Below are 20,454 nucleotides of genomic sequence, written 5' to 3'. Positions count from 1 at the left end.
TTCCGGTCCTGAAGATCCACGTAGGGCGACGGCGCCACGTCCTCTCCCTCGCGGAATTTCGCCATTCCTGCATCGACCATCTTGCCGGTGATGCCGGCCATATGATCGACGCGCGAATACCGCTTGAACTCGTCGGCTGACGCATACAGCTCGACACTCTCCCGATGACGGGTAAGCGCCACATAGGAAAGGTGGCGGTCGAACATCGACGAGGCCAGAACCTTGACGCGATCGACGGTCGCGCCCTGGCTCTTGTGTACGGTCGTCGCGTAGCCGTGGTCGACATTCGCATAGAACCGCTGATCGATCTCGACCTTGCGTGAACTGCCGGGGCCACGCCCCCCCTCGCCAACTTCAACGACGATACGGCCCTTCCCGGCGTCCACCACGCGCCCGATCATGCCGTTCATGACGCCAAGGGAGCCTTCGTTCTTCAGGAATACGACCTGATCGCCAGCTGCGAAATTGCGCGCACCTTCGGCGGTCCGGAATTCATGACCCTCGGAAAGCTGACCGAGCTCGATAAGAGCGGAACGCGCAAGATCATTGAGTGCCCGCACGTCGCGCCGCATGTAGGCAAGGATCAGGCTCGAACGGTTCGGGTCGTAGTCCGCCACCCAATCCTTCACGAGCGCGGCAATCGCCTCGTCCTTTGTGGCCGTCTCGATGACATGGCCGCGATCGTTGTAGGCAGTCAATGCCGTTTCCACGTCGCCGCGCGCGAGGCTCATGGAAGCTTCCCGCATCCAGTCCTCGAACTGGCGATAGATCGTTTCCAGTTCGGCATAGCCGGTGATGTTGGAAAGCGAGGCAAAGGCGCCGCCCGCCTCGATCGGCTGCAACTGACCGGCGTCACCGACCAGTACGAGTTTTGCTCCGGAACGGGAAACCTCGGAAACGAAATCTGCCATCTGACGAGAGGCAACCATGCCCGCCTCGTCCATGACAAAGATGGTCTTGTCGTCCAGGTGAAGCCGATCGCGCTGCCACTGCAATTGCCATGAGGCCAGTGTCCGGCTCTCGATACCGGCCTCTTTCTCAAGACCTTCGGCAGCCTTACCAGCGAGCGCCCCGCCCACCACTTTGAAGCCCTCCGCCTCCCATATCTCGCGGGCCGCTTTCATCATCGTGGTTTTACCGGCGCCGGCGTGGCCGACCACCATGGCAAGACGCTCATTGCCCGTGATGCGCTCAATCGCGATCCGCTGCTCGTCGGAAATACGGCTCTGCGCAGCCAGCACCTCGTTGCGGACTGTGGCAGAAACACCGAACCGGCCCCGGCTAGAAAGCACCTCGGCGTGGGACGCCATTTCCGATTCAACGCGGATCATCTCCCGCGTTGAATAACGGTTCGGCAGAACTTCCCCTGTCGCGAAGTCAACGCCCTCCGCCTCGATCATCGCAAGCTCCGGGCTCGCCATGATCTGCGCCATGAGGTTCTGAAACTCGCCCACGTCGTCAACATAGCGATGAAGATGTTTCGCAATGTCGCGTTCATCGAAAACACTCCGGTCACGCGAAACGGCATCGATGACGATCTCCGGCTTGGCCGCGATCCGCTCGGCATTCTCCCGCCGTGTTGCCGCATGCAGCATCAGACGCTCAAGCTTCGCCTCGCGCCCTTCTGCTTCGGCCTCCCTCTGTATTGCCTTGCTGGCAACACCGATATGCGAGGTTGGCGCAAGCTCTATGCCGCGCTCGGCATAGGACCGCCCATCGACGCGAACGTCATGGCCGTTCAATTCCAGATGCTTGTTCTGCGCCGCGTACCACGCTTCGCGTAATGCGAGGAAATCGGTCTTATCCCCGGCCCATAGTTTGTAAACAATCTGGCCGTTCTTTGAACGCAGGGGCCTGCCGTTCTCGTCCAGCACGGCCACCTTCTTGCCACCGAAACCGTCATGGGTGAGCGGCCGAAGATTCGTCATCAGATGCACATGCGGATTGCCCGGTGCATCGTGATAGACCCAATCGGCAATCAGCCCCCGCTTCGATATCTGTCCGGTAACAAAGTCGCGCATCAAAGCGACATTCTGTTCCGTCGTCAGCTCGATCGGCAATGCCATGATGAACTCTTTGGCAAGCTGCGCATCCTTGCGAACCTCGAACGCCTCCACCTTGTTCCAGAACGCCTCGGCGCTCCCGGCCGCTGTCCGATCCGCAATTATGGCCTTTGCCCACTCGGGGGCATCCTCCGGCAGCACGAACTCGTCATGTACCATGCCGGACTTGTTGGAAAAGTCCGCTATCCGGTCCTCGCGTTCATTCTCCATACGAGCACAATGGCGATACGCCGCAGCCGCGACAGCCGAGCGGCCTTCGCCCCGGCTGATCAGTTGTGGCGTAAAGTGCGTGATCGCCAAAGAGCGAACCTCCGGTGAGCAAAGCGCCCCAACAAAGGGCGCTTTCTGAGCGACGTTGCGAAGCAACGTATTACTGCGCTGTTAATCACAGACCAAAACATGTACCGGCAAGCCGGTGCTTTGTAAAGTTGCCGCCTATCGGCGGGAAGGGGTTGCCTCTCGCAAACCCATGAGGCAAAACAGAACGGCAACAACAACTTGGAGACATCAACGAATGGCAAGGAAGGCAAAAACCCCGGCACAGATCAAAGCCGAAATGGAGCGCCTGAAACAGGAGCTCAAAGAGGCAGAAGCAAAAGAGGCTGATCGCCTGGGAGCACTGGCCATCAAGGCGGGGCTTCATGAGATCGAAGCGAGTGACGCCGATCTTGTGAAGGCCATGAAGGAAGTGGCTGCCCGATTTCAGACCGCGCGCGCACAGCCCGGTAAAACGGCTTAGCGCCCGGATCGCCAGGACGGAGCGGCAGTTGCAATCAGCGACCAGCGACGAGCGGAAGAAAGACACGCGTGAGAAAATCCAGCTTGGCGGCCTGGTCGTTAAAGCCGGTCTTCGCGATGTCGATAAAGCCGTTATCCTCGGCGCGCTTCTTGAAGCCGCCGAACGGCTGAACGACGAAACGGAGCGGGCGCGATTTGCCGCTCGCGGCAAGGAGGCATTCGAGAATGGAAGCAAAGAAGCTGGCGCTGATGAGCGCCCCGATCGCGGTATTGCTGGCAATCCTGTTCGCGATGAACGGGATTGAGACCTGGGTGGCCGGATTCGGCAAGACGCCGGAATCCTATCAGACGCTCGGACGCATCGGATTGGCCCTCCCCTATGTGACGGCGGCTGCCTTCGGCATCATCTTCCTGCTTGCGACACGAGGATCATTGGCAATTCAGTCGGCAGGCCTTGGCGTCCTCTTGGGCGGCGCGGCCGTCGCTGCAATTGGTATGATTGGCGAAACAACGCGCATCATGTCCATGATCGATTGGGTGCCCGATGGACAGATTGGCAACTACCTCGACCTTTACACCTTGGGCGGCTCCGCTGTCGCGCTCGGCTCCGCACTGTTCGGCCTCAAGGTCGCTATGCGAGGCAATATGGCGTTCGGCTCAACCGGCCCGAAACGGCTGAGTGGAGCCCGCGCCGTTCATGGCGCCAATGACTGGATGAGTGATGCGCAGGCGGCAAAACTGTTCCCGGCGTCGGGCGGCATTGTCGTTGGCGAGAACTATCGCCCCGACAAGGATACTGTCGGCCAGGTCGGCTTTGATCCCCGCCGAAAGGACACCTGGGGCAAGGGCGGGAAAGCGCCCCTGCTCTGCTTTGATGCCGGGTTCGGCTCCACCCATGGGCTCGTCTTCGCCGGATCGGGCGGCTTCAAGACGACATCGGTTGTGATCCCGACCGCGCTCAAATTCAAAGGGACACTGATCGTCCTCGATCCCTCGACCGAGATCGCGCCAATGGTCACTGCGCACCGGCGCAGCAATTACCAGCGCGTGTTCACGCTCGACCCCCGGAAACCCGAAGTCGGGTTCAACGTCCTCGACTGGATCGGGCAACACGGCAACTCGCCCGAGGAAGATATCGCCTCCGTCGCGGCATGGTTGATGAGCGAAAAGCCGCGTGTCAGTTCCGGCTCCGATGACTTTTTCCGCACCACGGCCGAACAGCTCATAACCGCGATCATCGCGGACGTGATGCTGAGTGAAGAGCCCTTGGAAGATGACGACGAGGACGAGGAAGACGACGAGCTGCGCACTGGCGAAAAATCGCTGCGCATGGTTCGCAAGCGGCTCGCCCAACCGGAAAAGACCCTGCAGAAGAAACTCGAAAAGATTCACAGAAACACCTCCTCCCGCTTCGTGCGGGAGAACGTTGCCCCCTTCATCAACATGACCGAACAGACGTTCTCCGGGGTCTATGCGACTGCTACCAAGGAGACACATTGGTTGTCCTACGACAACTATGCGGCTCTCGTATCCGGCGCCACCTTCAAGACCGAAGACATTGCCGACGGTGCGCACACCATCTTCATCAACATCGACCTATCGACCCTCGAAAATCATCCGGGCATGGCCCGTGTGATTATCGGTGCGTTCCTCAAGGCCGTCTACAATCGCAATGGCGACATCAACGAACGCGCCCTCTTCCTCCTCGATGAGGCCGCGCGCCTTGGCTACATGCGGATCATCGAAACGGCCCGCGATGCGGGCCGGAAGTACGGCATTACCCTGTTGATGCTGTTCCAGTCCCTCGGCCAGATGCGCGAAGCATTTGGCGGACGCGATGCGACCAGCAAATGGTTCGAATCCGCATCCTGGGTCTCCTTCTCGGCCGTCAATGACACGGACACCGCCGATTACATTTCCAAGCGCTGCGGCCAGACGACAATCGAAGTCGATCAAGTCAGCCGCAACACCAATGGCGGGCGAACTGGTCGATCGCGCTCCAAGCAACTGACACAACGCGCGTTGATCCTGCCCTATGAGGTCACGCAAATGCGGACCGACGAGCAGATCATTTTCACCAGCGGCAACCCGCCGATCCGCTGCGGCCGGTCGATCTATTTCCGCCGTCAGGAAATGGCCTCGAGGGTCGGTGCGTCCAATTTCTCCCCAAAGTCAAAGGCGGACGCTGGCGCGTAAGCGGAAGCCGCCCCATTGCGGTTTACCACAGGTTACGGCCTTCTCTTCGGCGCAATTTGGATAAGCGCGTTCAGGCCTCCACCTGCTCCGCCCGGTTCTAAGTAGGAACCGGGCTCCGGCCCTCCGGGCTGGAAAACCGCAAAGGGCCGGAAGCCCGTTTGTTTGAGCCGCCCTAGCGGGGCGGCTCGGCGCTGAACAGCGCGTCAAATACGGCCTTTTCCGCCGCGTGCTGCACCATAGCCTGCTCCAGCTCGGCCGCGATCTGCTGCCGCTCGCCGGCGTCCAGCGATGCCGCCAGCTCTGCGCGAAGTTCCTGAATGTGATCGTAGGTCGTCATTGCCTTGCTCCTTTGATTGAAAACAAAGGTTCGGCGCCAAGGTGAAGGGCTTGAGTCAATGACCGCCCCTGGGCGGCCCGAAGGGCAGATGGGGGAGCCGATTTGCGAAGCAAATTGGGGGTACCGTCTGTCGTTGACGCAAGACATTCGGCTTGGCACCATCGGCCCATGTTGAGAGAGAGAATACCTCTCCGTATCGCTCCCCTGCCCTTGCAACGGTTCGGCAACACTGCTCGTTTCCGGCAAGGGGCTGGTCCTCGCCATGCTCACCGCTACCGCGCCTGCGCGTGGCTCCGGTCCCGGTAAACCGCCCTTGCCCTCAACTGCGCCGCGTGGCGTCCTGAAGGTGTCGGGATGAGGGGCGTCTGCCCCTCGTGTCCCACTCGGTAGGTTCGACGGCCTGCGGCGCGTCGAACAAGGGGCGGATCTTAGAGCGCCCGGAATCTGCAAAGAGGCCGATTGGTGAAGCCTGGTCGCCAGCTCTGGTGATCGTAGACGTGGATTAGCGTTCCGATTGCCGCTTCCCCTGCCCCGAAGATTGAAAAAAGCACTTCTCCGATCTGTTCGGGATGAAGACAGGGGTAGCAATCGATCTGGCCGTCCGGTCGTTGGACCTCGATGCGGAATTGTTGAGTGTTGTCGTTCGCCGTCATGATCGCCTCCGCCGATCGGCTCGGCCGCCGAAGCGGCTGAGCCGAGGCAAGGCCGGTCCGTTAGGACCGGCGCTCGCTGTTGAGGTAATCGTTCGGGATGACCGCCATCAGCGTCTCATCGTCCTGACCGGGGTAGCGGCCGAGATTCGCGTACCAGCGGGAGTGCCCGGTGTTGAGTGTCAGCGCCAGGTAGGGCTTGTCGTCGGCGTTGAGCCGTTCCCAGATGCCGCCAACTTCAACGCGCCTGCCCCGCGGGCTCTGTGCAAACAGCCGGTACTTGGGGGCCTTCTCGTTGTCGCTGGTAACCGGCTCGCCGGTAACGTCGATGTCGAATGAGAGGGTGGCGATGTTGCCGGTGATCTTCTTGCCGTCGATCTGGATGAAGTTTGCGAGGGTGTCGGTCATTGTGATGCTCCTTGTTAGCGAGTTGCCGATGGGAGCTTTCAAAGAGCGGATATGGGCCGGACCACACCGAAGGCCGTAGCGTCAGCGAAGGACCGGGACTGGACGCGATTTTGTCTCGCGAGGAAGGCCGAACCGGGGTCCCCGCCCGACATGTCGGGTGGGGTGGTGATGCCGGGGAAAATCGTAGATAGGCGCGGTTGTGGTGCGGAACACCGCTCTTAGCTTCCCATCACCGGTAATTCGTGGACATACAAGGGGTATTGCAAGGGGCTGATCGACACCCTCCCCCAAACATGACGACGCCGGCGGGATTACCGGCTTGGTCCGCCTTTGCCTAACGACTGCGATTGGTTGAGTTCGCGGGCCTGGTTGCGCACCTGAGCATCGCCCTTGTCGAGCGTTTTCAGGACTGTGCGCGCGGTCGCAAGCTGTTGTTCATTGGCGCCATGTTTCTCGGCGATCGGCGCGAGGTTGCGAGCCGTCCTGAGCCTGCCGATATCGTCACCGAACCGCTTCTCGAATGAACGAATGGACTTGCTCAACTCGGTTTTCTGGTCGTCGGAAAGAGGCTGCTTCTTCTCGATCGCGCTCATCAGCGCGGCGCTTGGCTGGGCGATTTCCACCTTGCCGCGCTCGGCCAGCTCATGCTTTTCCTGGGCCAGGGTCTGACGGATGCCATGCACCAGCGAAATGTAATCATCGGCAACACCACGTAGGCCTGTTCGTCCTGCTATGGCTCGACGGTAGTCCATCCGTTCCTCACGGCTGGAGAAGACGCCGCCTGCGCCCTTGTATGGGCCATAGGCCTCCGGATCGAGACTGAGGCGGGCAATTACGTCGCGATCGCCAATCTTGCCGCTCATGGCGGTTTCGCGAACCGCGTCGAGCATCTTGGACGGATCGCGGTAGACCCCGGCCGCCATTCGGTCGAGGTTGCGGCTGGTTTCACGGAAATAGTCGGATTGCTCCAGGGCCTTGTCGAGGTCCGTCTTGCTAACGGCAGAGTCGAGTGTGCGGGCCGGAAGGATGGGTTGGCCGGTCATGGTCTTTTCTTCGGGACCAAGCCCAGGTAGGCCGCGCAGCGCATCGGCCGACTGAGCCCGATCGATGGCGCCGGAGCGCACATACGGTTTGAGATAGGCGTCGAGATGCCCCTTGCCGGGAGCTTCCAGCTCTCGCGTGAGGGCATTGAGATAATCGTTCTTGTTGGTCTGCGACCAGTCGATGTGGATACCCGCGCGACGGCAAAGCTCGGTATGCACCGTCATGATCGTGCGGCCGTTCCCATCAAGGAAAGGATGGGCATAGGCGAGATTGCCCATCACCTCGCCGGGTTTCTCGCGCATCGTGGCAGCATCGTTGCCCTGCCCCAAGGCATAGTCGACGCCTCGGCCGACATGCGAGGCGAACATGAATTCCACGGCCCCTTTCGTGACGTGGAGATCTCGAGCGTTCTGGGAGCGGTCCTGACCAGCCCACGGATAGACGTCACCAAACAAGGTTTCGTGCGTCTTCTTTACGTCCTCAAATGAAAGTCGCTCGACGCGACTAAGGTTGTGCAAGGCACGCTCGACATTGCCGCGAAAGGCATCATGCTCAAGGTCTTTGACCTTGGCCATGTCCTTTTGCCCGGCATGATTTCGCAGATATCCTCGTGTGGCAAAATCGCCGAACGGATCAAACGTCATCCTCGCGCTTGGCGTTCATCAAGATATCGGGAATGGAGACGGGTCAACTCAACACCGTTGATGACTCCCGCCTTGCGCAAGGCGACAACGACTTCCTGGACCTCATCAAACGCGACATCATCACCAGCCAGGCGCGTTACATCGTCCGCCCAATCGTCAAGCTCGGTACGAGCCGCGACAATTCCGTGCTGCTTTGCAAGCGCCAAGATGCATTCCTCGGCGGTCAGTTCAGTGGTGTGACGAACAGCGTGTGCCATGACAATCCTCAATATTTTCTGTCTGTTAACCTAGCATATGCTGGTACGGGAATCGAGTGCAGGGCTCCGACCACCAAGGGTAGAGCGGCCTAAGCGGCCGCCCTTTTTTCTTGAAGCGAGTGCAGGTAGTCGGCCGCCGCTTGCGCCTTGGAAGCGGCCCGGAAGATGGCGCGCTTATCCTGCTTCATGACGGCCAACCAACTGGCAAGGTACGACGCACTCTCGGGCCTGACCGAAGCGGTGATTTCGAGATCGGAGCAAAGGAAACATGCTGAAATTTCGGCGACCAGCTCCTCGAAATGGTATTCGTGATGCCGCTTGTCGGTGCTCTTGAGCCGGTCAAGCCGCTTGCTCGATCCTGACCAGTGAGAGACCTCATGCAGGATGGTCGAATAATATGCCTCGGGGCTTTCGAACGCCCGAAACGGCGGCATTTTGATCATGTCGAGCGCGGGAATGTAGCAGGCCCGATCCCCCTGATGTTGGATCACTGCGCCGGTGTTTTCAATGAACCGGTCGGCGCCTGCGATGCGCCGATCTTCCGGCATGGGGATTGGTTTGGCGTAGAAATCTTCCGGAAGGCCGTCAATTTGCGAGAGATTGAAGACGGTATACCCCTTGAGATAGGGGATTTCCCGGTCCTCATCCTCGCCTCGTCCGTTATCGACGCTGCGGGTCACGGTTCCGTATTTGACGATGATGGTTCCCTTTTCGCCTTTACAGACCTGGCCGCCAAGCTCCTGCGCCTGTTTGTAGGTCATGAACCTATCGTGCTGGAAGTTGTTGGCGGCCGATGCAATCCACAGCAGGAGGACGTTGATCCCACGATAGGGTTCGCCGGTGGAGCGAAGCGGCCGGGGGAAGGAACTGCCGATGTTGGTGGCGCTCCAGGGCTGCATCCAGGGCCGTGTACCGGCCTCCAAGGCGGAAACGATGGTGTCGGTGATGCGCTGATAGGTATCCGTGCGGGCTTCGCTCATGGCTATCTCCTTTGCCTCGTCTTGCTGACGGGGGCTCAAGAGACAGGGCGACAAAGCGGGGGCTGCACCCGAAGGGCCGCAATGCAATGGAGGGCATCAAAGCCCTAAGAATTTGCTTCGCGAGGAAGGCCGAAGGCCGGGGAAATTGTTAGGGCGGCGATGCTGCGGAAATCGCGCGCCCTGTCAGCCATCCGTCCTAGAAAGCAAGGCAGAGGCAAAGGGGGATACCGCGACGGCCCGCCGTATCCCGTTGCGCTGTCACGGCCGGGATTTCTCCTTGCCGGTGCATCGTTGTATGCTTGGGCGATCGGTTGCCCTATCGGCCCCCTGCCCTACCGTCTTCACGCTCATAGGCATCCATCATGGAGATCAGGACGTCCTCGCCTGCGGAGATACCCATGCGCTGCGCCAACTCCCAAAAGCGGCGGCGGGTATCCTCACTGGTCGCAATGTTGAGCTTGGCCGTTCGGTTGGAACGGCGAAGGCTGCGGGCGTCGAATGGTGCCTCGGATGCCGGAGCCTTCGGCGGAGTGGCGGGCTGAGCGGAATGCCGGGCGGTAAAGCCAGCGCGTTCAGCTACCTGTTTTATCTCTGCTTGATCGGATTCCGGAACTTTTGCGCGCGGCTTGAATCCCGTAACATCAGGCAGGTCTAGGGAGACACGTTCCTTGGTCATGCTGCTGCCGTCTCCTGTTCTCGAAGGGTCTCAATGACTGCTGTTGCCAACTGCTGAGCATTCTCCTGTGCCGTCCTGGGATTGGACACGTCCTCCTCGGATAGATCGAAGATCGTTCCGCCGAGCTGGAACATGGCACTGAATGCGGCCCGCTCCATCATCGACGCCGGCAGGATCGGGATGCCCTTTTCTTCGAGCGTCGTCCGAATGTGGCGTTGCTCCCTGCTCTGCAATGCCGTGGTCATGGAAAAGACCACGCGATAGTCGATCTTGCGCCGGAAGGCTTTGCTCTCACGCTCGATAAGGGCAATCACCCTGCCCGCCTGATCGGCGTCGAGCTGCTTGCCGCGCATTGGAATTAGCACCAGGTCGGCGCGGCTGATTGCATAGCTGGCCGTGAGGTTGGCTGATCCCTCCAGGTCAACGATTACGAACGGGCATTTCTCAGCGGCGGTATCGATCGCATCAACGATCGATTCCTCGTTGATGCCGCCCATCACCTCGAGCTGTTTCGGAACCGAATCTCCAAACCGGCTCGCCCAGGTCGCGAGGGGCTGGTTGGGATCGGCGTCGATAAGCGTCACAGAAGATCCTGCAGCGGCATAGACTTGGGCCAGGACGAGAGCGGTCGTTGATTTTCCAACGCCCCCTTTTGTCGAGCAAAGGACGATAACGGGCATTGCTACTCCTTCCGGTTCTGAGTTCCTTGCCGGTTCTTTACAGGACAGAAGTTACTATAAAGTGACTTCGAGGCGGGTTCCCATCTACCATAAACCGTCCATATGGTCACCACATGGCCAGAAGGAACCAACAAGGAACCCGGTTCCTGCTCAGAACTCGATAAGAACCGGGTTCCTTATTAGAACCGGTTAGCGTTGGAAAACGCCAAGGGAGCAAGGAAAAGCCCCCCGAAGGGAGCGGCTGAAGATCAGCCGGTTTTGGCGACCTTCTTGTTGTCGTTGTCGGCTCGACCGTCGAATTTCGCGTCATAACTCAAAGTGATCGCGAAAAGAGGGGGGAAGCCGATTGTTACGCCAATTTTGAGCGTGCCCTGATGTTTAGCTTTTCCGATCAGCTTCTTGATGAAGCCGACAATTTGGCGACCGGTAAGGCGGAGGTAGGTGATGGTCTGTTTCATAGCAGTTCTCCTAAAATGATGATTTCGTGTGGTGCGAAGCAGATAGAGCGGCGGCCGGCCTGCCTTTGCACCGCGCAGCGGTCGCAACGAAGTGGAGAACCCGAAGGGTTGCCAAGGCAGGCCAGCCGCTAAATTCGATCGTGTCCCAAGGCGTGGTGTAGCTTTGGCGGTCGCCGTGCCTTCCGGATAGAGCCGGGAATGGATCAGCTTGCGGCTGGCAGGCTGATGAGCGGATCATCGCTCATCGTGGCGATTGTCTCAAGTGTCATGTAGCGGGACCGCTGGACGGCCCATTCGTCATTCTGCTCCAGGAGCAAGGCACCGACCAGTCTGACTATGGCGTCGTCGTTGGGGAAGATGCCGACGACCTCGGTGCGCCGCTTGATTTCGCCGTTGAGGCGTTCGATTGGATTGGTGCTGTGAAGCTTGGCCCAATGCTGCTTGGGAAAGGTCATGTAGGCGAGCACGTCTTGCTCGGCACTGTCCATGAGACTGGCGAGTTTGGGCACCTTCGGCCTGATCTGGTCGGCGACGTTACGCCATTGGGTACTTGCAGCCTCTGACGTGTCCTGGGCAAAGGCCGTGGCGATGAAGGCGGAGACAACACGGCGTCCGCTCTTTCCGGCATGGGCGAGCGCATTGCGCATGAAGTGAACCCTGCAGCGCTGCCAGGTGGCCGAGAGAACCTTGGAGACGGCGGCTTTTATGCCTTCATGTGCGTCAGAGACGACGAGCTTGACGCCACGCAGACCCCGCCTTGTCAGCTTACGCAGGAACTCTGTCCAGATCGCCTCGGCCTCGGATGTGCCGATCTCCATACCGAGCACCTCGCGTCGACCGTCGGTGTTGACGCCGACGGCGATGATGACGGCGACGGAGACGATGCGCCCGCCGCGCCGGACCTTGAGGTAGGTCGCATCGATCCAAAGGTAGGGCCATTCCCCTTCGATGGGCCTGTCGAGGAAGGCCTTCACCTTCTCGTCGATCTCCTCGCAGAGCCGGGATACCTGTTGGGGTGGACGGCCCCTAAAACGGCATCGAAACGTGCCAGGGTGAGTCGTTGTAAACTCAAAGAGGAGCCGTCCGTGGAAAAGATTATCCGTATTGGCATGGATACGTCAAAGCACGTCTTTCAATTGCATGGCGTCAACGCTGCTGAGCAGCCAATCCTGCGCAAGAAGATGCGGCGTAGGGAAATGGTTGATTTCTTTACGGAATGCCCACCCACCATAATCGCGATCGAGGCCTGTGCTGCTTCAAACCATTGGGCCAGATTACTGTCAGCGCTCGGGCATGAAGTCAAACTGATCCCACCCCAACTGGTGAAGCCCTATGTCAAGCGCGGCAAGAATGATGCAGCTGATGCGGAAGCGCTCTGTGAGGCAATGAGCCGCCCGACAATGCGATTCGTTCCAGTCAAGTCGGTTGATCAGCAAGCTGCACTGATGCTGGTTGGCCTACGAGAACGTGTTGTTGCCGCACAGACGCAGCTTGCGAATAGTATTCGCGGATATGCAGCCGAGTTTGGGCTGACCGCCGCCAAAGGTATGTCTCATATTCCGCTGCTTCTGGAACGCATCAGGATCGATGACGCAATCCCTGATCTGGCACGAGACCTATTTGCATCACTAGCAGTTGAGTTTGTGCAGTTGAATGAGCGGCGCAAGGAACTGGAGGGAAAGCTGATGGCTTGGTACAGGAACAATGAATGCTGCCGCCGTCTCGCAAAAATCCCAGGTGTCGGGCCGATTGGTGCAGCACTCCTGGTGATGAAAGCACCGGCGCCAGAATTGTTTGCATCTGGCAGACAATTTGCCGCCTGGATGGGATTAACGCCCAAGGACCATTCCACTGCGGGCAAGGTCAGGCTCGGTATTATTACGAGGGCCGGAGACGAGGTATTGCGCAAAACCTTGGTAGTGGGCGCGACGTCATTGCTTCGGCATGTGAGAGTGGGACGCGGAAGGAATGCTTCGCCATGGCTCACGGAATTACTCAAGCGCAAGGCCCCTAAACTGGTCGCTGTCGCGCTGGCCAATAAGATTGCCCGGATTGCCTGGAAGTTGATGGTGACTGGTGAGGTCTACCGCCGAGACGATGGGACAACAAAGTTGGCAACCGCAGCATAAGAGACCAGGCAGCCATGGTGAACTGACGATAGAAGCCGCCGTGTTGCTCTGACGCGTGAACTTGCAGGAAACGAGGAGATGGTGTGATCGATCGATCCAAGACGCGGGATACTCCGTAAGAGCCAATGGCCAACCTGGTCGAATACCTGTTTGGACCCCACGTCGCGGAAACCATCTTGGCCAGCGTTCATGTGCGAGCGCAACAACAGGCCGGACATATGAACGCAAGCGATCCGATCAAAACCATCATAGGAATTCTTGCAAAGAGGGGGCCGTCCACATATGGCTCTTGGAGATGCCCGACATGCCCATGGCTTTTACAAGATCATCAACGGATCGGGTCGATACGCCCTGGATGTAGGCCTCCTGAATGACCGCCGTCAGAGCCTTCTCGGCCATGCGGCGCGGCTCCAGGAAGCTCGGGAAGTAGCTGCCGGTGCGAAGCTTTGGAATGCGCAGCTCAACGGTGCCCGCCCGTGTCTCCCAGTCCCGGTCGCGATAGCCGTTGCGCTGGGCCAGTCGGAAGCTATTCTTCTCGCCATAGCCCGCGCCAGTCTTCGTGCTGACCTCCAGCGCCATCAGCTTCTCGGCAGCGAAGCCGATCATCTCCCGGAGCAAATCGGCATCAGCGCTCTTCTCAACGAGCGAGCGCAGGTTCATCATATCTTCGGTCATCGGTGGTGTCCCTCAGGTTGGCTCTAAGCAACCCGACCCTACCGGAAAACACTGGTGACCACCGCTACGCCGCCCGCTCCCTACAGCACCTTGGAGGGTGCACTCGCGAGCGGCTTCGCTATCACCCAGCTACACCACTCGCCGGGACACGATCCTAAATTCGCGCAGCAGACCATCCGAAATTCAGCATTTGGCACTGCGAAGTAGACCAGCACCGGTGCGTCGCACCGATGTTGCACAGGGCGAAAGAAGCTGATCGGAAAAGCGGGCAGGGGGCGTGACGGCGTGGCGATCGGCTTCCCCCCGGATCACGGTGCGATTCGTGATGAAAATGGCCGACAACCTTCCTCGCATGACAAAACCGGCTGATCTTGATGCTGACCGGCGGGAGGCATTTTCTTTGCGTGGGGCGGGGAGCGCGAGGGGAGGGGCTTTAGGGGCTCCCCTCGTACCAGTCGGTGGGCGCTCGATGCGCCTGTCGGCTGGTGGGCGGCTTGGAATTTGCAGGGAAAAGGACTATATAGGCTCTCAGGAGTGGGACGCCGGGTTTCCCCGACGCCCCCTTTCCGAGATTAAGAATTGAACCCGGATTCGGAGTAGCCAGCTCGTCCGGGTTCTTTTCATTTCTAGGGTAACGGTCATGGGCAAAAGCCACATATCGTTACCTCCTTTTGAGGGCGAGGCCGTCGCCTCGGCCGGGGTGGCCTATCCTCCCCGATCGGCGCGGGCTGCTCCGCGCCTTGCTGCTTCCGCCCTCAAATCTGATTAGCGTTCCCTGTATAATGCCATTTTGCGAGCGTTGCGAAGGGCGGCACGGCTGGTTTCGAACCTGTAGCCGTCCCATTCCTTCCACGGCTCCCAGCCCCATCGGCGTCGGGTGGCCATACCAGACGCGGACCTCGACGCGCTCCGCGTCAAGCTCCCTGACGATTGAGACCGTGAATGATCCGCCCATATTCGAGGGCGTATCGAACACCTCGACGTGCCGGATTGTCCGGCTTTCCTTGGCCCTGCTCATAGCAAGGCCAACTGTTCGGCGGGTTGGCGGGAAATCTGCGGCATGGGCTTCGCCTCAATCCGCTCGATCTCATCGGCCTTGCGGGCGCGCGCCTCGGCAAAATCGAAACAGGCGATCTCGCAAATGATCGAGGTATCTTTCCATTGGTCGCGGAAAATCGAGGTGTCGATTCCGACTCCTGCGTCCATTTCAAAGCCTGTCGCCTTGGAAAACTCGGCGCCACGGCCTGAATTGCGGCGCTCGTAATAGGGGCGTCCGGAATACTGGAAGCTGGCGGACTGCTGCGGAATGATGAACGCGCCATGATCGGCAAGCTCAGCGGCAATATCGATCACATGAAACTCAAAATCCGGGCCGCGATAGCGCGGGCCGTTGCCATGGCGTTTGACCTTGCCGAATGGCGGATTGCCAATAGCCATATCGAAACGGCCTAGATCGAGTTCGCGCCAGTCGAACACATCGGCATTGATCCACCTGGCCTCCGGCAACAGCTTGCGGCCAACCTCGCAATATCGCGGGTTGATCTCGACGCAGGTCATATCCGGGGTTCTGCCGCAATAGGCTGCACGATGATAGATGAAATAGCTGAGCACGCCGATACCGGCGCAAAGGTCGACGACACGCCCGCCAGTTCCGTCGAGGGCGAAATCACCGGCAAGGTCGAAGGGGGTAAAGAACGCTCCCGACGCGCCGTTGATGTGGTTCGCGCCTTCGTGCCAATGCCGAAACACAAATTCCCGCTCGTCGTCGGTGAGCCTGTCCTTCGTCAAGATCGCCTCTGCCTCGTCATGGGCTTTTCGCTGCGCCCGCGTGAGTTTTGCCATGGTCCTGAATCTCCTTTTCCCGCGAAGCGGCTTTCCTGCCCGAAGGGGCAGGAGCCCCGCTCCTGCTCCCGAGCTCGTGCGGAACAGCGGGGGAGAGGGGGGCAAGCCGACAAACGGGCAGGGGGGACCACCCACCCCGAAGGGGCGCGCATGCGGATCCGCGTCAGCAAGATCCGCGGCGCGTCCTGCACCGAATGGATGGGGGCCGGTCTCGGCCGGCGCCAGGGAGTGAGGGAAGGATGGGGGATGCCGGTTTTCGGCTTGCAGGGGAGAGGGGGCAGCGACCCTCTTTCCCCTCTAAAGGATCAAAAAGAGGCCGCCCTGGGCGGCCACCTTGACAATCAGTTTCAGCTCAAGATGCGGGTTCGAATCCGACTGTTGCAAGCACCCGATCAACCGCCTTGCGGGCCGCAATCATCTTGGCCTCCGCCTTCACCCAAGGCGCGGCAAGGTCGCCAAAACGCTCGTTGATCCGGAACAGTTCGCGCATGCAATACTGTTTCTCGCTTTTGTCTGCGCCTGCAAGGGTCAAGCTGGATAACTTGTTCAGCATTGCCTCTCGCTGGCCCTCAAGGGCCTCAAACTCACGGATGAGACGAGTATATGGCCGCTCGGCCTTGTGGTAGGCGCGCATGACAAGAATTGCACGCAACCGCGTTATGACACCGGGGCGGCGGCGAACACGGAACCGCTCGCCTTCAAATTCGATGATTTCGGACATGCTCAATAGGTGGTCTGGTTGATATAGACTGTCGTTTGCTGCGCAGTGCCAGCGAAGGGTCGGAACCTCACCCCGGAATCTTTGAACACTGCATAGAAGGCGATCACTGGCGGCATGATCGCCAGCAGAGGGCCAAGGAAATAGAGCAGGGTGAATTGCAGGCTGGTTCCGGCCAAAGCCCAAACAAATCCGGCATGCCAGATGCTCTTGACGACGATGTAGAGTGCGAGGATGCCAGCGACTGCGATCATCGCTTCCATCGCCCAGGGCCAATCTGCAAGATGATCCGTCTCGGTGTCGAGATAGATGGCACCGTGAAAAAGCGCGGCGATCAGGCTGAGGCCGAACAGCCTGCGGGTCGTGAAAAACCTGTATCCCGCATATTTGGAAGAATAGTGCTGAAAGGTCATCAGGGCGAACAGGCAAGCGCCGATGACGCCGAGGCCATAGGCGAGTGTCCAAAATAGCTGTTCCATTTGCCTTCCTCTCGCTCGGTGCTGCGCTTCTGCTCCATCTTGGAAGTCTCAAGCTGCATCACGACTATAGGGCGAAAATTGGCTGCAAGCTATTCTGGCGCCTGCATTTTCGGGAATGCTGATCCTTTGGCGTGAGGAAACCCCGCGTGAACGCGGCGGGGTTCGGGAACCGGTGAAAGACCTGCCGCTATCAAGCCAGATCGGTTTCGGTGAAATCGTCGCCCTTGTAGGCGAGCCGCAACCGATACGCCTTGGCGCAGGCATAGGCGAAGCAATCGCCCATGTTGAGCTTGGCCGGATGATTGACGATCTTGCCATAGCGCTGCGCCGCATCGAGGGCCTTGTTGCCCACGTCGCCGCTGATCATGGTTTCACGAGCTGCGAGATCGACGGCGAACTGATCGACCAGGCGACGGGCCTTCTCGAACATTTCCGGTGTCGCGGGCTTGTCCTTGCCGGTGGCCTCGGCCAGCCGCCGTGTCAGAGAAAGCGTGGCTTCCATACGAACGATGGCCGACATGAAGAACGGGCCTCCGTCCTGCTCTAATCGGTCCATCTGCTCGGTGCCATCCGGCTCCTGGGCGAGAATGGCGACGACAACCGACGCATCAACAAACAGCATCAGTCCTCGCCCCACATTTCATCGGTTTCGGCTTTGTGATCTCCCGGCGCGAAAGGGCCGATGGCCCGCGCCATTTCAAGAGACTTGGCAAGTCGCTTGCGCATGGGCAGACTGGCCCTGCGCTGTGCGATCTCATGGATGAGCGCGGCCTTGACAGCCTCGACCTTCGTGGAGTTCGTCAATCCGACAAGTTCCTCGGTGAGTTTGTCCACCTCGGGGTCTTTGATGTAGAGCGGCATAGCAGCATATCCTTTCAAGGATATTATAATATCCTCTTTTACATATCCTCGCAATGTAAAACCCCGCCCGACACGGGCGAGGCTGAGGCGGGAAGGGGAGCTTGAGGGGAGGGGGCGCGGGCCTCCCCTCAATCGGGAGCCACGGCCCTTGCCATTTCGATGAAATTCACCGGCAAGCCAAACGCCTCGATGGCGACGGCCAAGGCGTCCTGAACGTCTTCCCACCTGACCTGCTCGGGATTGTCCACGTAAGCGAGGATGAGCTTGCGGCACGCCAGCGCCGCAAGCCTCGGGCTGGGGGTATGGGCAAGGGTCGTTTCTGCGCTGAACAGCGAGCGCGGCCAGTCAGCCAGAGAATAATCGGCAAGCCATGACGGGCCGTGCGAGTTGCGCAGCGCTTGCAGGATTCCGGTCGTCCGTGCGTTCATCCAGTCGGTGTTGAGTTCGTCTTTCCAGTCCGCGCCATGGGCAAGCGCGTATTCGAGCACGGCGGCATGTTCTTCGTTTGTGAGGGGGCGAAGGTCTGACATTGGTTCTCTCATTCCGAGGCTGAAAAGGGGACCGGCCGCGCCGGAGAAAGCGCGGCCGGGGGGAATGACGGCTGGTTATTCAGCCGCCACGGGGAACGGGTGGATTTCGGCGCTCTCGGCCTCGTCCGGGGTGGCCGGGGGAATGCGGATATGGGCGGGGAGCCATCCGCTATCCTTGACGGCCTTTTCGGCGTAGGCGGCGGCTTCGGCCTTTTTCATCGCGGAAACACCGCTGGCGAAATCAGCGCCGCGAACCTCGGCAACTGCGGCCTCGATGCTCTGCCGGTTCAGATGGCTGAAATAGCTCTCGGCGGTCGGCGTGAAATAATCGCGCATATCGACGTTGAGGGCCTGCCCGATCTGGTCGGCATGGATAAAAGCCTTCTTTCTGTCGCCGGTATATTTCGCTTCTACGGCGTTGACGGTGTGAGCGGCGGCAAAGGCCAGCAGGTTCAGCAGTTCCTCGCGGGACTGGTCGAGGCACCATTCCCAAAGATCGGCGGGGTTGCCGGTGATCTTGTGGCCGTAGTTCTCCTTGATGCTCTCCCACGCTGCCAGCGCCCGGTTGTCGTCGGGGCGCTTCATCGATCCCTCAAGCCGCTCATGGGTCAAGCTGATCTGCAGGGCGCTTTGCTCGGACACAAGCCCGGAACCATAGGCCACGCGCAGCAGCATGGCATGAACCACGGCGACAAGAGCGATATCGGGGTTGTTCGCCAGTTCGACGCGCAGCGCTGCGGTTTTCTGTGCGGTCAAATCCTCGATCAGAGTAGCCGAATGGGTGAGCTTGGCTCCCTTCGATGCCGTTTCCCCGGTGGCCTCGATGTCATCGCCTTCACCCTCGCCGGGCTCACCCTGGGCGTCCCGGTCCTCGTCCCGGACCAATCCGCGATGGATGGCCAGCCGCCCGTGATAATCGAGGGTCAGGATCGCTCCGGACTTTGCCAAGTTCTCGGCCTGATAGGTTTCCTCGGCGTCCCGCAAGGCGTCGATCTGCTTTTCCACCTCGGCAAGCCGGGGTTCGGCGTCCTCGTCAGCAGCTCCCGCCTCGATCAACTCGGCAAGGCTGTCGTATTCTTCGGAAAGCTGGTCGAGCTTTGCCTGATCGGCCTCGCTCAATTCCACCTTCTGCGGATACACGCGGCCCAACTGATAAAGATTATCGGGCTGCTTGGCGGCAAACTCCACCCATTTCCAGCCCTCCGCCTTTACCGGCTCGGCCAGAGATTCCAGCTTGGCCAGCACCAGCGTTTCCAGCAAGCCGGAGTCACATGCATAGCCGCCCGCCTCAGTGAACAGGTCGCGGCGAACCGGGCCTCCCGCTGCTTCGTAGGCGGCAAGACCACCAATGAAGGCAACGCGCTTATCGGTTCCGGGCACTTCCTCGGCGGTCAGTTGGCGCTTGATCGTGTGAGCGCTGCGATCCCAAGATTGCAACCCGTTCCACACTTCCTCCTGTCGGGCGTGGTCATCGCTGATAGTGAAGGCGGCAAGCTGCTCGAAGCTCAGTTCCTCGGCACGATATGCGGCCATGAGAACGGGCGAGACCTTCGCCAACGCGAGGCGGCGGTTGACGATGATTTCGGTCGTGCCAAAGCGGGCGGCTATGTCGGCAACAGGTTTTCCCTGATCGGCCATCGCCTTGAACGCCTCGAACTGGTCGGCCGGGTGCATGGCCTCGTGCAGGTTCTCGGTCAAGCTGATCGCCGTAGCGTCCTCGGCCTCTCGCTCCCTGCATTCAACGGGAAAGTCCTTCGCGATCTCGCCCGCCTCGGCAAGCAACAGCAGAGCGGCGCGGCGGCGACCGCCAGCCGTCACGAAATAGCGACCCTTCTTGTCACCTTTCCTCACGACGATGTTCTGCAACAGCCTGTAGCCGTCTGCTCGGATGGTTGCGGCAAGCTCCTTGATGCCTTCAGCACTATGGGTCTTGCGGACGTTCAGGGGGTCCACGTCCAGCTTGTTCAAGGGGATGGTGATCGTCTCGTTGGTGGTGGTCATGATGGTGTCTCCGATATGCAAGGGTTAAGCGGCGAATGCGATGGCGAGCGTCATGGCGGCGGCCAAGAACGCGGTAAGGCCTGCGGCC

General features: G+C 59.8%; 19 protein-coding genes and 4 pseudogenes. 5 read left to right on the top strand and 18 right to left on the bottom strand.

All coding sequences use genetic code 11. The features are described 5' to 3' along the window. Positions 1 to 119 precede the first annotated feature (119 nt). Positions 120 to 2,363 (bottom strand): annotated as a pseudogene (traA, locus tag ACX82Z_RS23110) (Ti-type conjugative transfer relaxase TraA); the annotation flags it as partial. Between the two features lie 214 nt (positions 2,364 to 2,577). On the opposite strand from traA, the gene ACX82Z_RS23105 reads away from it, so the two are divergent. From ACX82Z_RS23105 to traG, 3 genes and pseudogenes are all read left to right on the top strand, one after another. After that, complete coding sequence (locus ACX82Z_RS23105; RefSeq protein ID WP_109614883.1) at positions 2,578 to 2,802, top strand: TraC family protein; 225 nt, start codon at positions 2,578 to 2,580, stop codon at positions 2,800 to 2,802. A 28-nt stretch (positions 2,803 to 2,830) separates the two neighbouring features. Beyond that, positions 2,831 to 3,028 (top strand): annotated as a pseudogene (locus ACX82Z_RS23100) (conjugal transfer protein TraD); the annotation flags it as partial. Then, complete coding sequence (gene traG, locus ACX82Z_RS23095; protein ID WP_459912228.1) at positions 3,027 to 4,997, top strand: Ti-type conjugative transfer system protein TraG; 1,971 nt, start codon at positions 3,027 to 3,029, stop codon at positions 4,995 to 4,997. The pseudogene ACX82Z_RS23100 and the gene traG, both read left to right, overlap by 2 nt. Before the next feature lie 172 nt (positions 4,998 to 5,169). Here traG and ACX82Z_RS23090 read toward each other — a convergent pair whose 3' ends face one another. The 4 genes from ACX82Z_RS23090 to ACX82Z_RS23075 form a co-directional block, all read right to left on the bottom strand. Next, complete coding sequence (locus ACX82Z_RS23090; RefSeq protein ID WP_170125242.1) at positions 5,170 to 5,334, bottom strand: hypothetical protein; 165 nt, start codon at positions 5,332 to 5,334, stop codon at positions 5,170 to 5,172. A 428-nt stretch (positions 5,335 to 5,762) separates the two neighbouring features. Continuing rightward, positions 5,763 to 5,987 carry a hypothetical protein gene (locus tag ACX82Z_RS23085; RefSeq protein ID WP_146201553.1) on the bottom strand — a complete coding sequence of 75 codons (225 nt, stop codon included), beginning with the start codon at positions 5,985 to 5,987 and terminating at the stop codon, positions 5,763 to 5,765. 60 nt (positions 5,988 to 6,047) lie between these two features. Continuing rightward, positions 6,048 to 6,392, bottom strand: a complete 345-nt coding sequence (locus tag ACX82Z_RS23080) for a DUF736 domain-containing protein (protein WP_032492531.1) — start codon at positions 6,390 to 6,392, stop codon at positions 6,048 to 6,050. A gap of 311 nt (positions 6,393 to 6,703) precedes the next feature. Next, positions 6,704 to 8,080, bottom strand: a complete 1,377-nt coding sequence (locus tag ACX82Z_RS23075; RefSeq protein WP_109614781.1) for a Fic family protein — start codon at positions 8,078 to 8,080, stop codon at positions 6,704 to 6,706. A gap of 32 nt (positions 8,081 to 8,112) precedes the next feature. On the opposite strand from ACX82Z_RS23075, the gene ACX82Z_RS23070 reads away from it, so the two are divergent. After that, positions 8,113 to 8,430: a hypothetical protein gene (locus ACX82Z_RS23070; RefSeq protein WP_459912225.1), complete on the top strand. Its 318-nt coding sequence runs from the start codon at positions 8,113 to 8,115 to the stop codon at positions 8,428 to 8,430. Here the strand turns inward: ACX82Z_RS23070 and ACX82Z_RS23065 are convergent. The 5 genes and pseudogenes from ACX82Z_RS23065 to ACX82Z_RS23045 form a co-directional block, all read right to left on the bottom strand. Further along, positions 8,427 to 9,317, bottom strand: coding sequence for an ArdC family protein (locus tag ACX82Z_RS23065; protein WP_032492525.1), 891 nt, complete (start codon positions 9,315 to 9,317; stop codon positions 8,427 to 8,429). The two genes, ACX82Z_RS23070 and ACX82Z_RS23065, sit on opposite strands and share 4 nt — an antisense overlap. Positions 9,318 to 9,633: 316 nt before the next feature. Next, positions 9,634 to 9,993: a hypothetical protein gene (locus ACX82Z_RS23060; protein WP_109614779.1), complete on the bottom strand. Its 360-nt coding sequence runs from the start codon at positions 9,991 to 9,993 to the stop codon at positions 9,634 to 9,636. Continuing rightward, complete coding sequence (locus ACX82Z_RS23055) at positions 9,990 to 10,673, bottom strand: ParA family protein (protein ID WP_109614778.1); 684 nt, start codon at positions 10,671 to 10,673, stop codon at positions 9,990 to 9,992. Before ACX82Z_RS23055 ends, ACX82Z_RS23060 begins: the two co-directional genes overlap by 4 nt. 248 nt (positions 10,674 to 10,921) lie before the next feature. Beyond that, positions 10,922 to 11,131: a trans-acting factor B gene (locus tag ACX82Z_RS23050; RefSeq protein WP_109614777.1), complete on the bottom strand. Its 210-nt coding sequence runs from the start codon at positions 11,129 to 11,131 to the stop codon at positions 10,922 to 10,924. 203 nt (positions 11,132 to 11,334) lie between these two features. Next, a pseudogene (locus tag ACX82Z_RS23045) lies at positions 11,335 to 12,156 on the bottom strand (IS256 family transposase); the annotation flags it as partial. Positions 12,157 to 12,216: 60 nt separating this feature from the next. Here ACX82Z_RS23045 and ACX82Z_RS23040 point away from each other — a divergent pair. Then, complete coding sequence (locus ACX82Z_RS23040) at positions 12,217 to 13,260, top strand: IS110 family RNA-guided transposase (protein ID WP_459912221.1); 1,044 nt, start codon at positions 12,217 to 12,219, stop codon at positions 13,258 to 13,260. Between the two features lie 279 nt (positions 13,261 to 13,539). Here ACX82Z_RS23040 and ACX82Z_RS23035 read toward each other — a convergent pair. The 8 genes and pseudogenes from ACX82Z_RS23035 to ACX82Z_RS23000 all read right to left on the bottom strand — a co-directional run. Continuing rightward, positions 13,540 to 13,935: pseudogene (locus ACX82Z_RS23035) on the bottom strand (transposase); the annotation flags it as partial. Positions 13,936 to 14,949: 1,014 nt separating this feature from the next. Beyond that, the gene (locus ACX82Z_RS23030) at positions 14,950 to 15,777 is read right to left on the bottom strand and encodes a class I SAM-dependent methyltransferase (protein ID WP_109614775.1); all 828 of its coding nucleotides are present in this window, start codon (positions 15,775 to 15,777) and stop codon (positions 14,950 to 14,952) included. Positions 15,778 to 16,129: 352 nt separating this feature from the next. Next, a complete protein-coding gene (locus tag ACX82Z_RS23025; RefSeq protein WP_109614774.1) occupies positions 16,130 to 16,498 on the bottom strand; it encodes a hypothetical protein in 369 nt (122 codons plus the stop codon). Between the two features lie 2 nt (positions 16,499 to 16,500). Next, entirely contained in the window at positions 16,501 to 16,974 is a 474-nt protein-coding gene (locus ACX82Z_RS23020; protein ID WP_109614773.1) for a hypothetical protein, read from the bottom strand. A gap of 190 nt (positions 16,975 to 17,164) precedes the next feature. Next, positions 17,165 to 17,596, bottom strand: a complete 432-nt coding sequence (locus ACX82Z_RS23015; RefSeq protein ID WP_109614772.1) for a type II toxin-antitoxin system VapC family toxin — start codon at positions 17,594 to 17,596, stop codon at positions 17,165 to 17,167. Continuing rightward, positions 17,596 to 17,835, bottom strand: coding sequence for a type II toxin-antitoxin system VapB family antitoxin (locus tag ACX82Z_RS23010; RefSeq protein ID WP_109614771.1), 240 nt, complete (start codon positions 17,833 to 17,835; stop codon positions 17,596 to 17,598). Before ACX82Z_RS23010 ends, ACX82Z_RS23015 begins: the two co-directional genes overlap by 1 nt. A 128-nt stretch (positions 17,836 to 17,963) precedes the next feature. After that, positions 17,964 to 18,365 carry a hypothetical protein gene (locus ACX82Z_RS23005; protein ID WP_170125233.1) on the bottom strand — a complete coding sequence of 134 codons (402 nt, stop codon included), beginning with the start codon at positions 18,363 to 18,365 and terminating at the stop codon, positions 17,964 to 17,966. 75 nt (positions 18,366 to 18,440) lie between these two features. Beyond that, positions 18,441 to 20,366, bottom strand: coding sequence for a ParB/RepB/Spo0J family partition protein (locus ACX82Z_RS23000; protein ID WP_109614785.1), 1,926 nt, complete (start codon positions 20,364 to 20,366; stop codon positions 18,441 to 18,443). Positions 20,367 to 20,454 lie beyond the last annotated feature (88 nt).

The sequence above is a fragment of the Aliihoeflea sp. PC F10.4 genome (assembly GCF_054612275.1).
Note: the sequence above shows the minus strand (reverse complement) of the source record. Positions and strands in the feature narration are given on the sequence as shown.

Bases quoted from the DNA above. Each gene is read 5' to 3' on its own strand.
- ACX82Z_RS23105 (WP_109614883.1), top strand. From the start codon at position 2,578: ATGGCAAGGAAGGCAAAAACCCCGGCACAGATCAAAGCCGAAATGGAG.
- ACX82Z_RS23080 (WP_032492531.1), bottom strand. From the start codon at position 6,392: ATGACCGACACCCTCGCAAACTTCATCCAGATCGACGGCAAGAAGATC.
- ACX82Z_RS23005 (WP_170125233.1), bottom strand. From the start codon at position 18,365: ATGTCAGACCTTCGCCCCCTCACAAACGAAGAACATGCCGCCGTGCTC.
- ACX82Z_RS23050 (WP_109614777.1), bottom strand. From the start codon at position 11,131: ATGAAACAGACCATCACCTACCTCCGCCTTACCGGTCGCCAAATTGTC.
- traG (WP_459912228.1), top strand. From the start codon at position 3,027: ATGGAAGCAAAGAAGCTGGCGCTGATGAGCGCCCCGATCGCGGTATTG.
- ACX82Z_RS23020 (WP_109614773.1), bottom strand. From the start codon at position 16,974: ATGGAACAGCTATTTTGGACACTCGCCTATGGCCTCGGCGTCATCGGC.
- ACX82Z_RS23070 (WP_459912225.1), top strand. From the start codon at position 8,113: ATGGAGACGGGTCAACTCAACACCGTTGATGACTCCCGCCTTGCGCAA.
- ACX82Z_RS23000 (WP_109614785.1), bottom strand. From the start codon at position 20,366: ATGACCACCACCAACGAGACGATCACCATCCCCTTGAACAAGCTGGAC.
- ACX82Z_RS23090 (WP_170125242.1), bottom strand. From the start codon at position 5,334: ATGACGACCTACGATCACATTCAGGAACTTCGCGCAGAGCTGGCGGCA.
- ACX82Z_RS23010 (WP_109614771.1), bottom strand. From the start codon at position 17,835: ATGCCGCTCTACATCAAAGACCCCGAGGTGGACAAACTCACCGAGGAA.
- ACX82Z_RS23030 (WP_109614775.1), bottom strand. From the start codon at position 15,777: ATGGCAAAACTCACGCGGGCGCAGCGAAAAGCCCATGACGAGGCAGAG.
- ACX82Z_RS23060 (WP_109614779.1), bottom strand. From the start codon at position 9,993: ATGACCAAGGAACGTGTCTCCCTAGACCTGCCTGATGTTACGGGATTC.
- ACX82Z_RS23065 (WP_032492525.1), bottom strand. From the start codon at position 9,317: ATGAGCGAAGCCCGCACGGATACCTATCAGCGCATCACCGACACCATC.
- ACX82Z_RS23085 (WP_146201553.1), bottom strand. From the start codon at position 5,987: ATGACGGCGAACGACAACACTCAACAATTCCGCATCGAGGTCCAACGA.
- ACX82Z_RS23025 (WP_109614774.1), bottom strand. From the start codon at position 16,498: ATGTCCGAAATCATCGAATTTGAAGGCGAGCGGTTCCGTGTTCGCCGC.
- ACX82Z_RS23055 (WP_109614778.1), bottom strand. From the start codon at position 10,673: ATGCCCGTTATCGTCCTTTGCTCGACAAAAGGGGGCGTTGGAAAATCA.
- ACX82Z_RS23015 (WP_109614772.1), bottom strand. From the start codon at position 17,596: ATGCTGTTTGTTGATGCGTCGGTTGTCGTCGCCATTCTCGCCCAGGAG.
- ACX82Z_RS23075 (WP_109614781.1), bottom strand. From the start codon at position 8,080: ATGACGTTTGATCCGTTCGGCGATTTTGCCACACGAGGATATCTGCGA.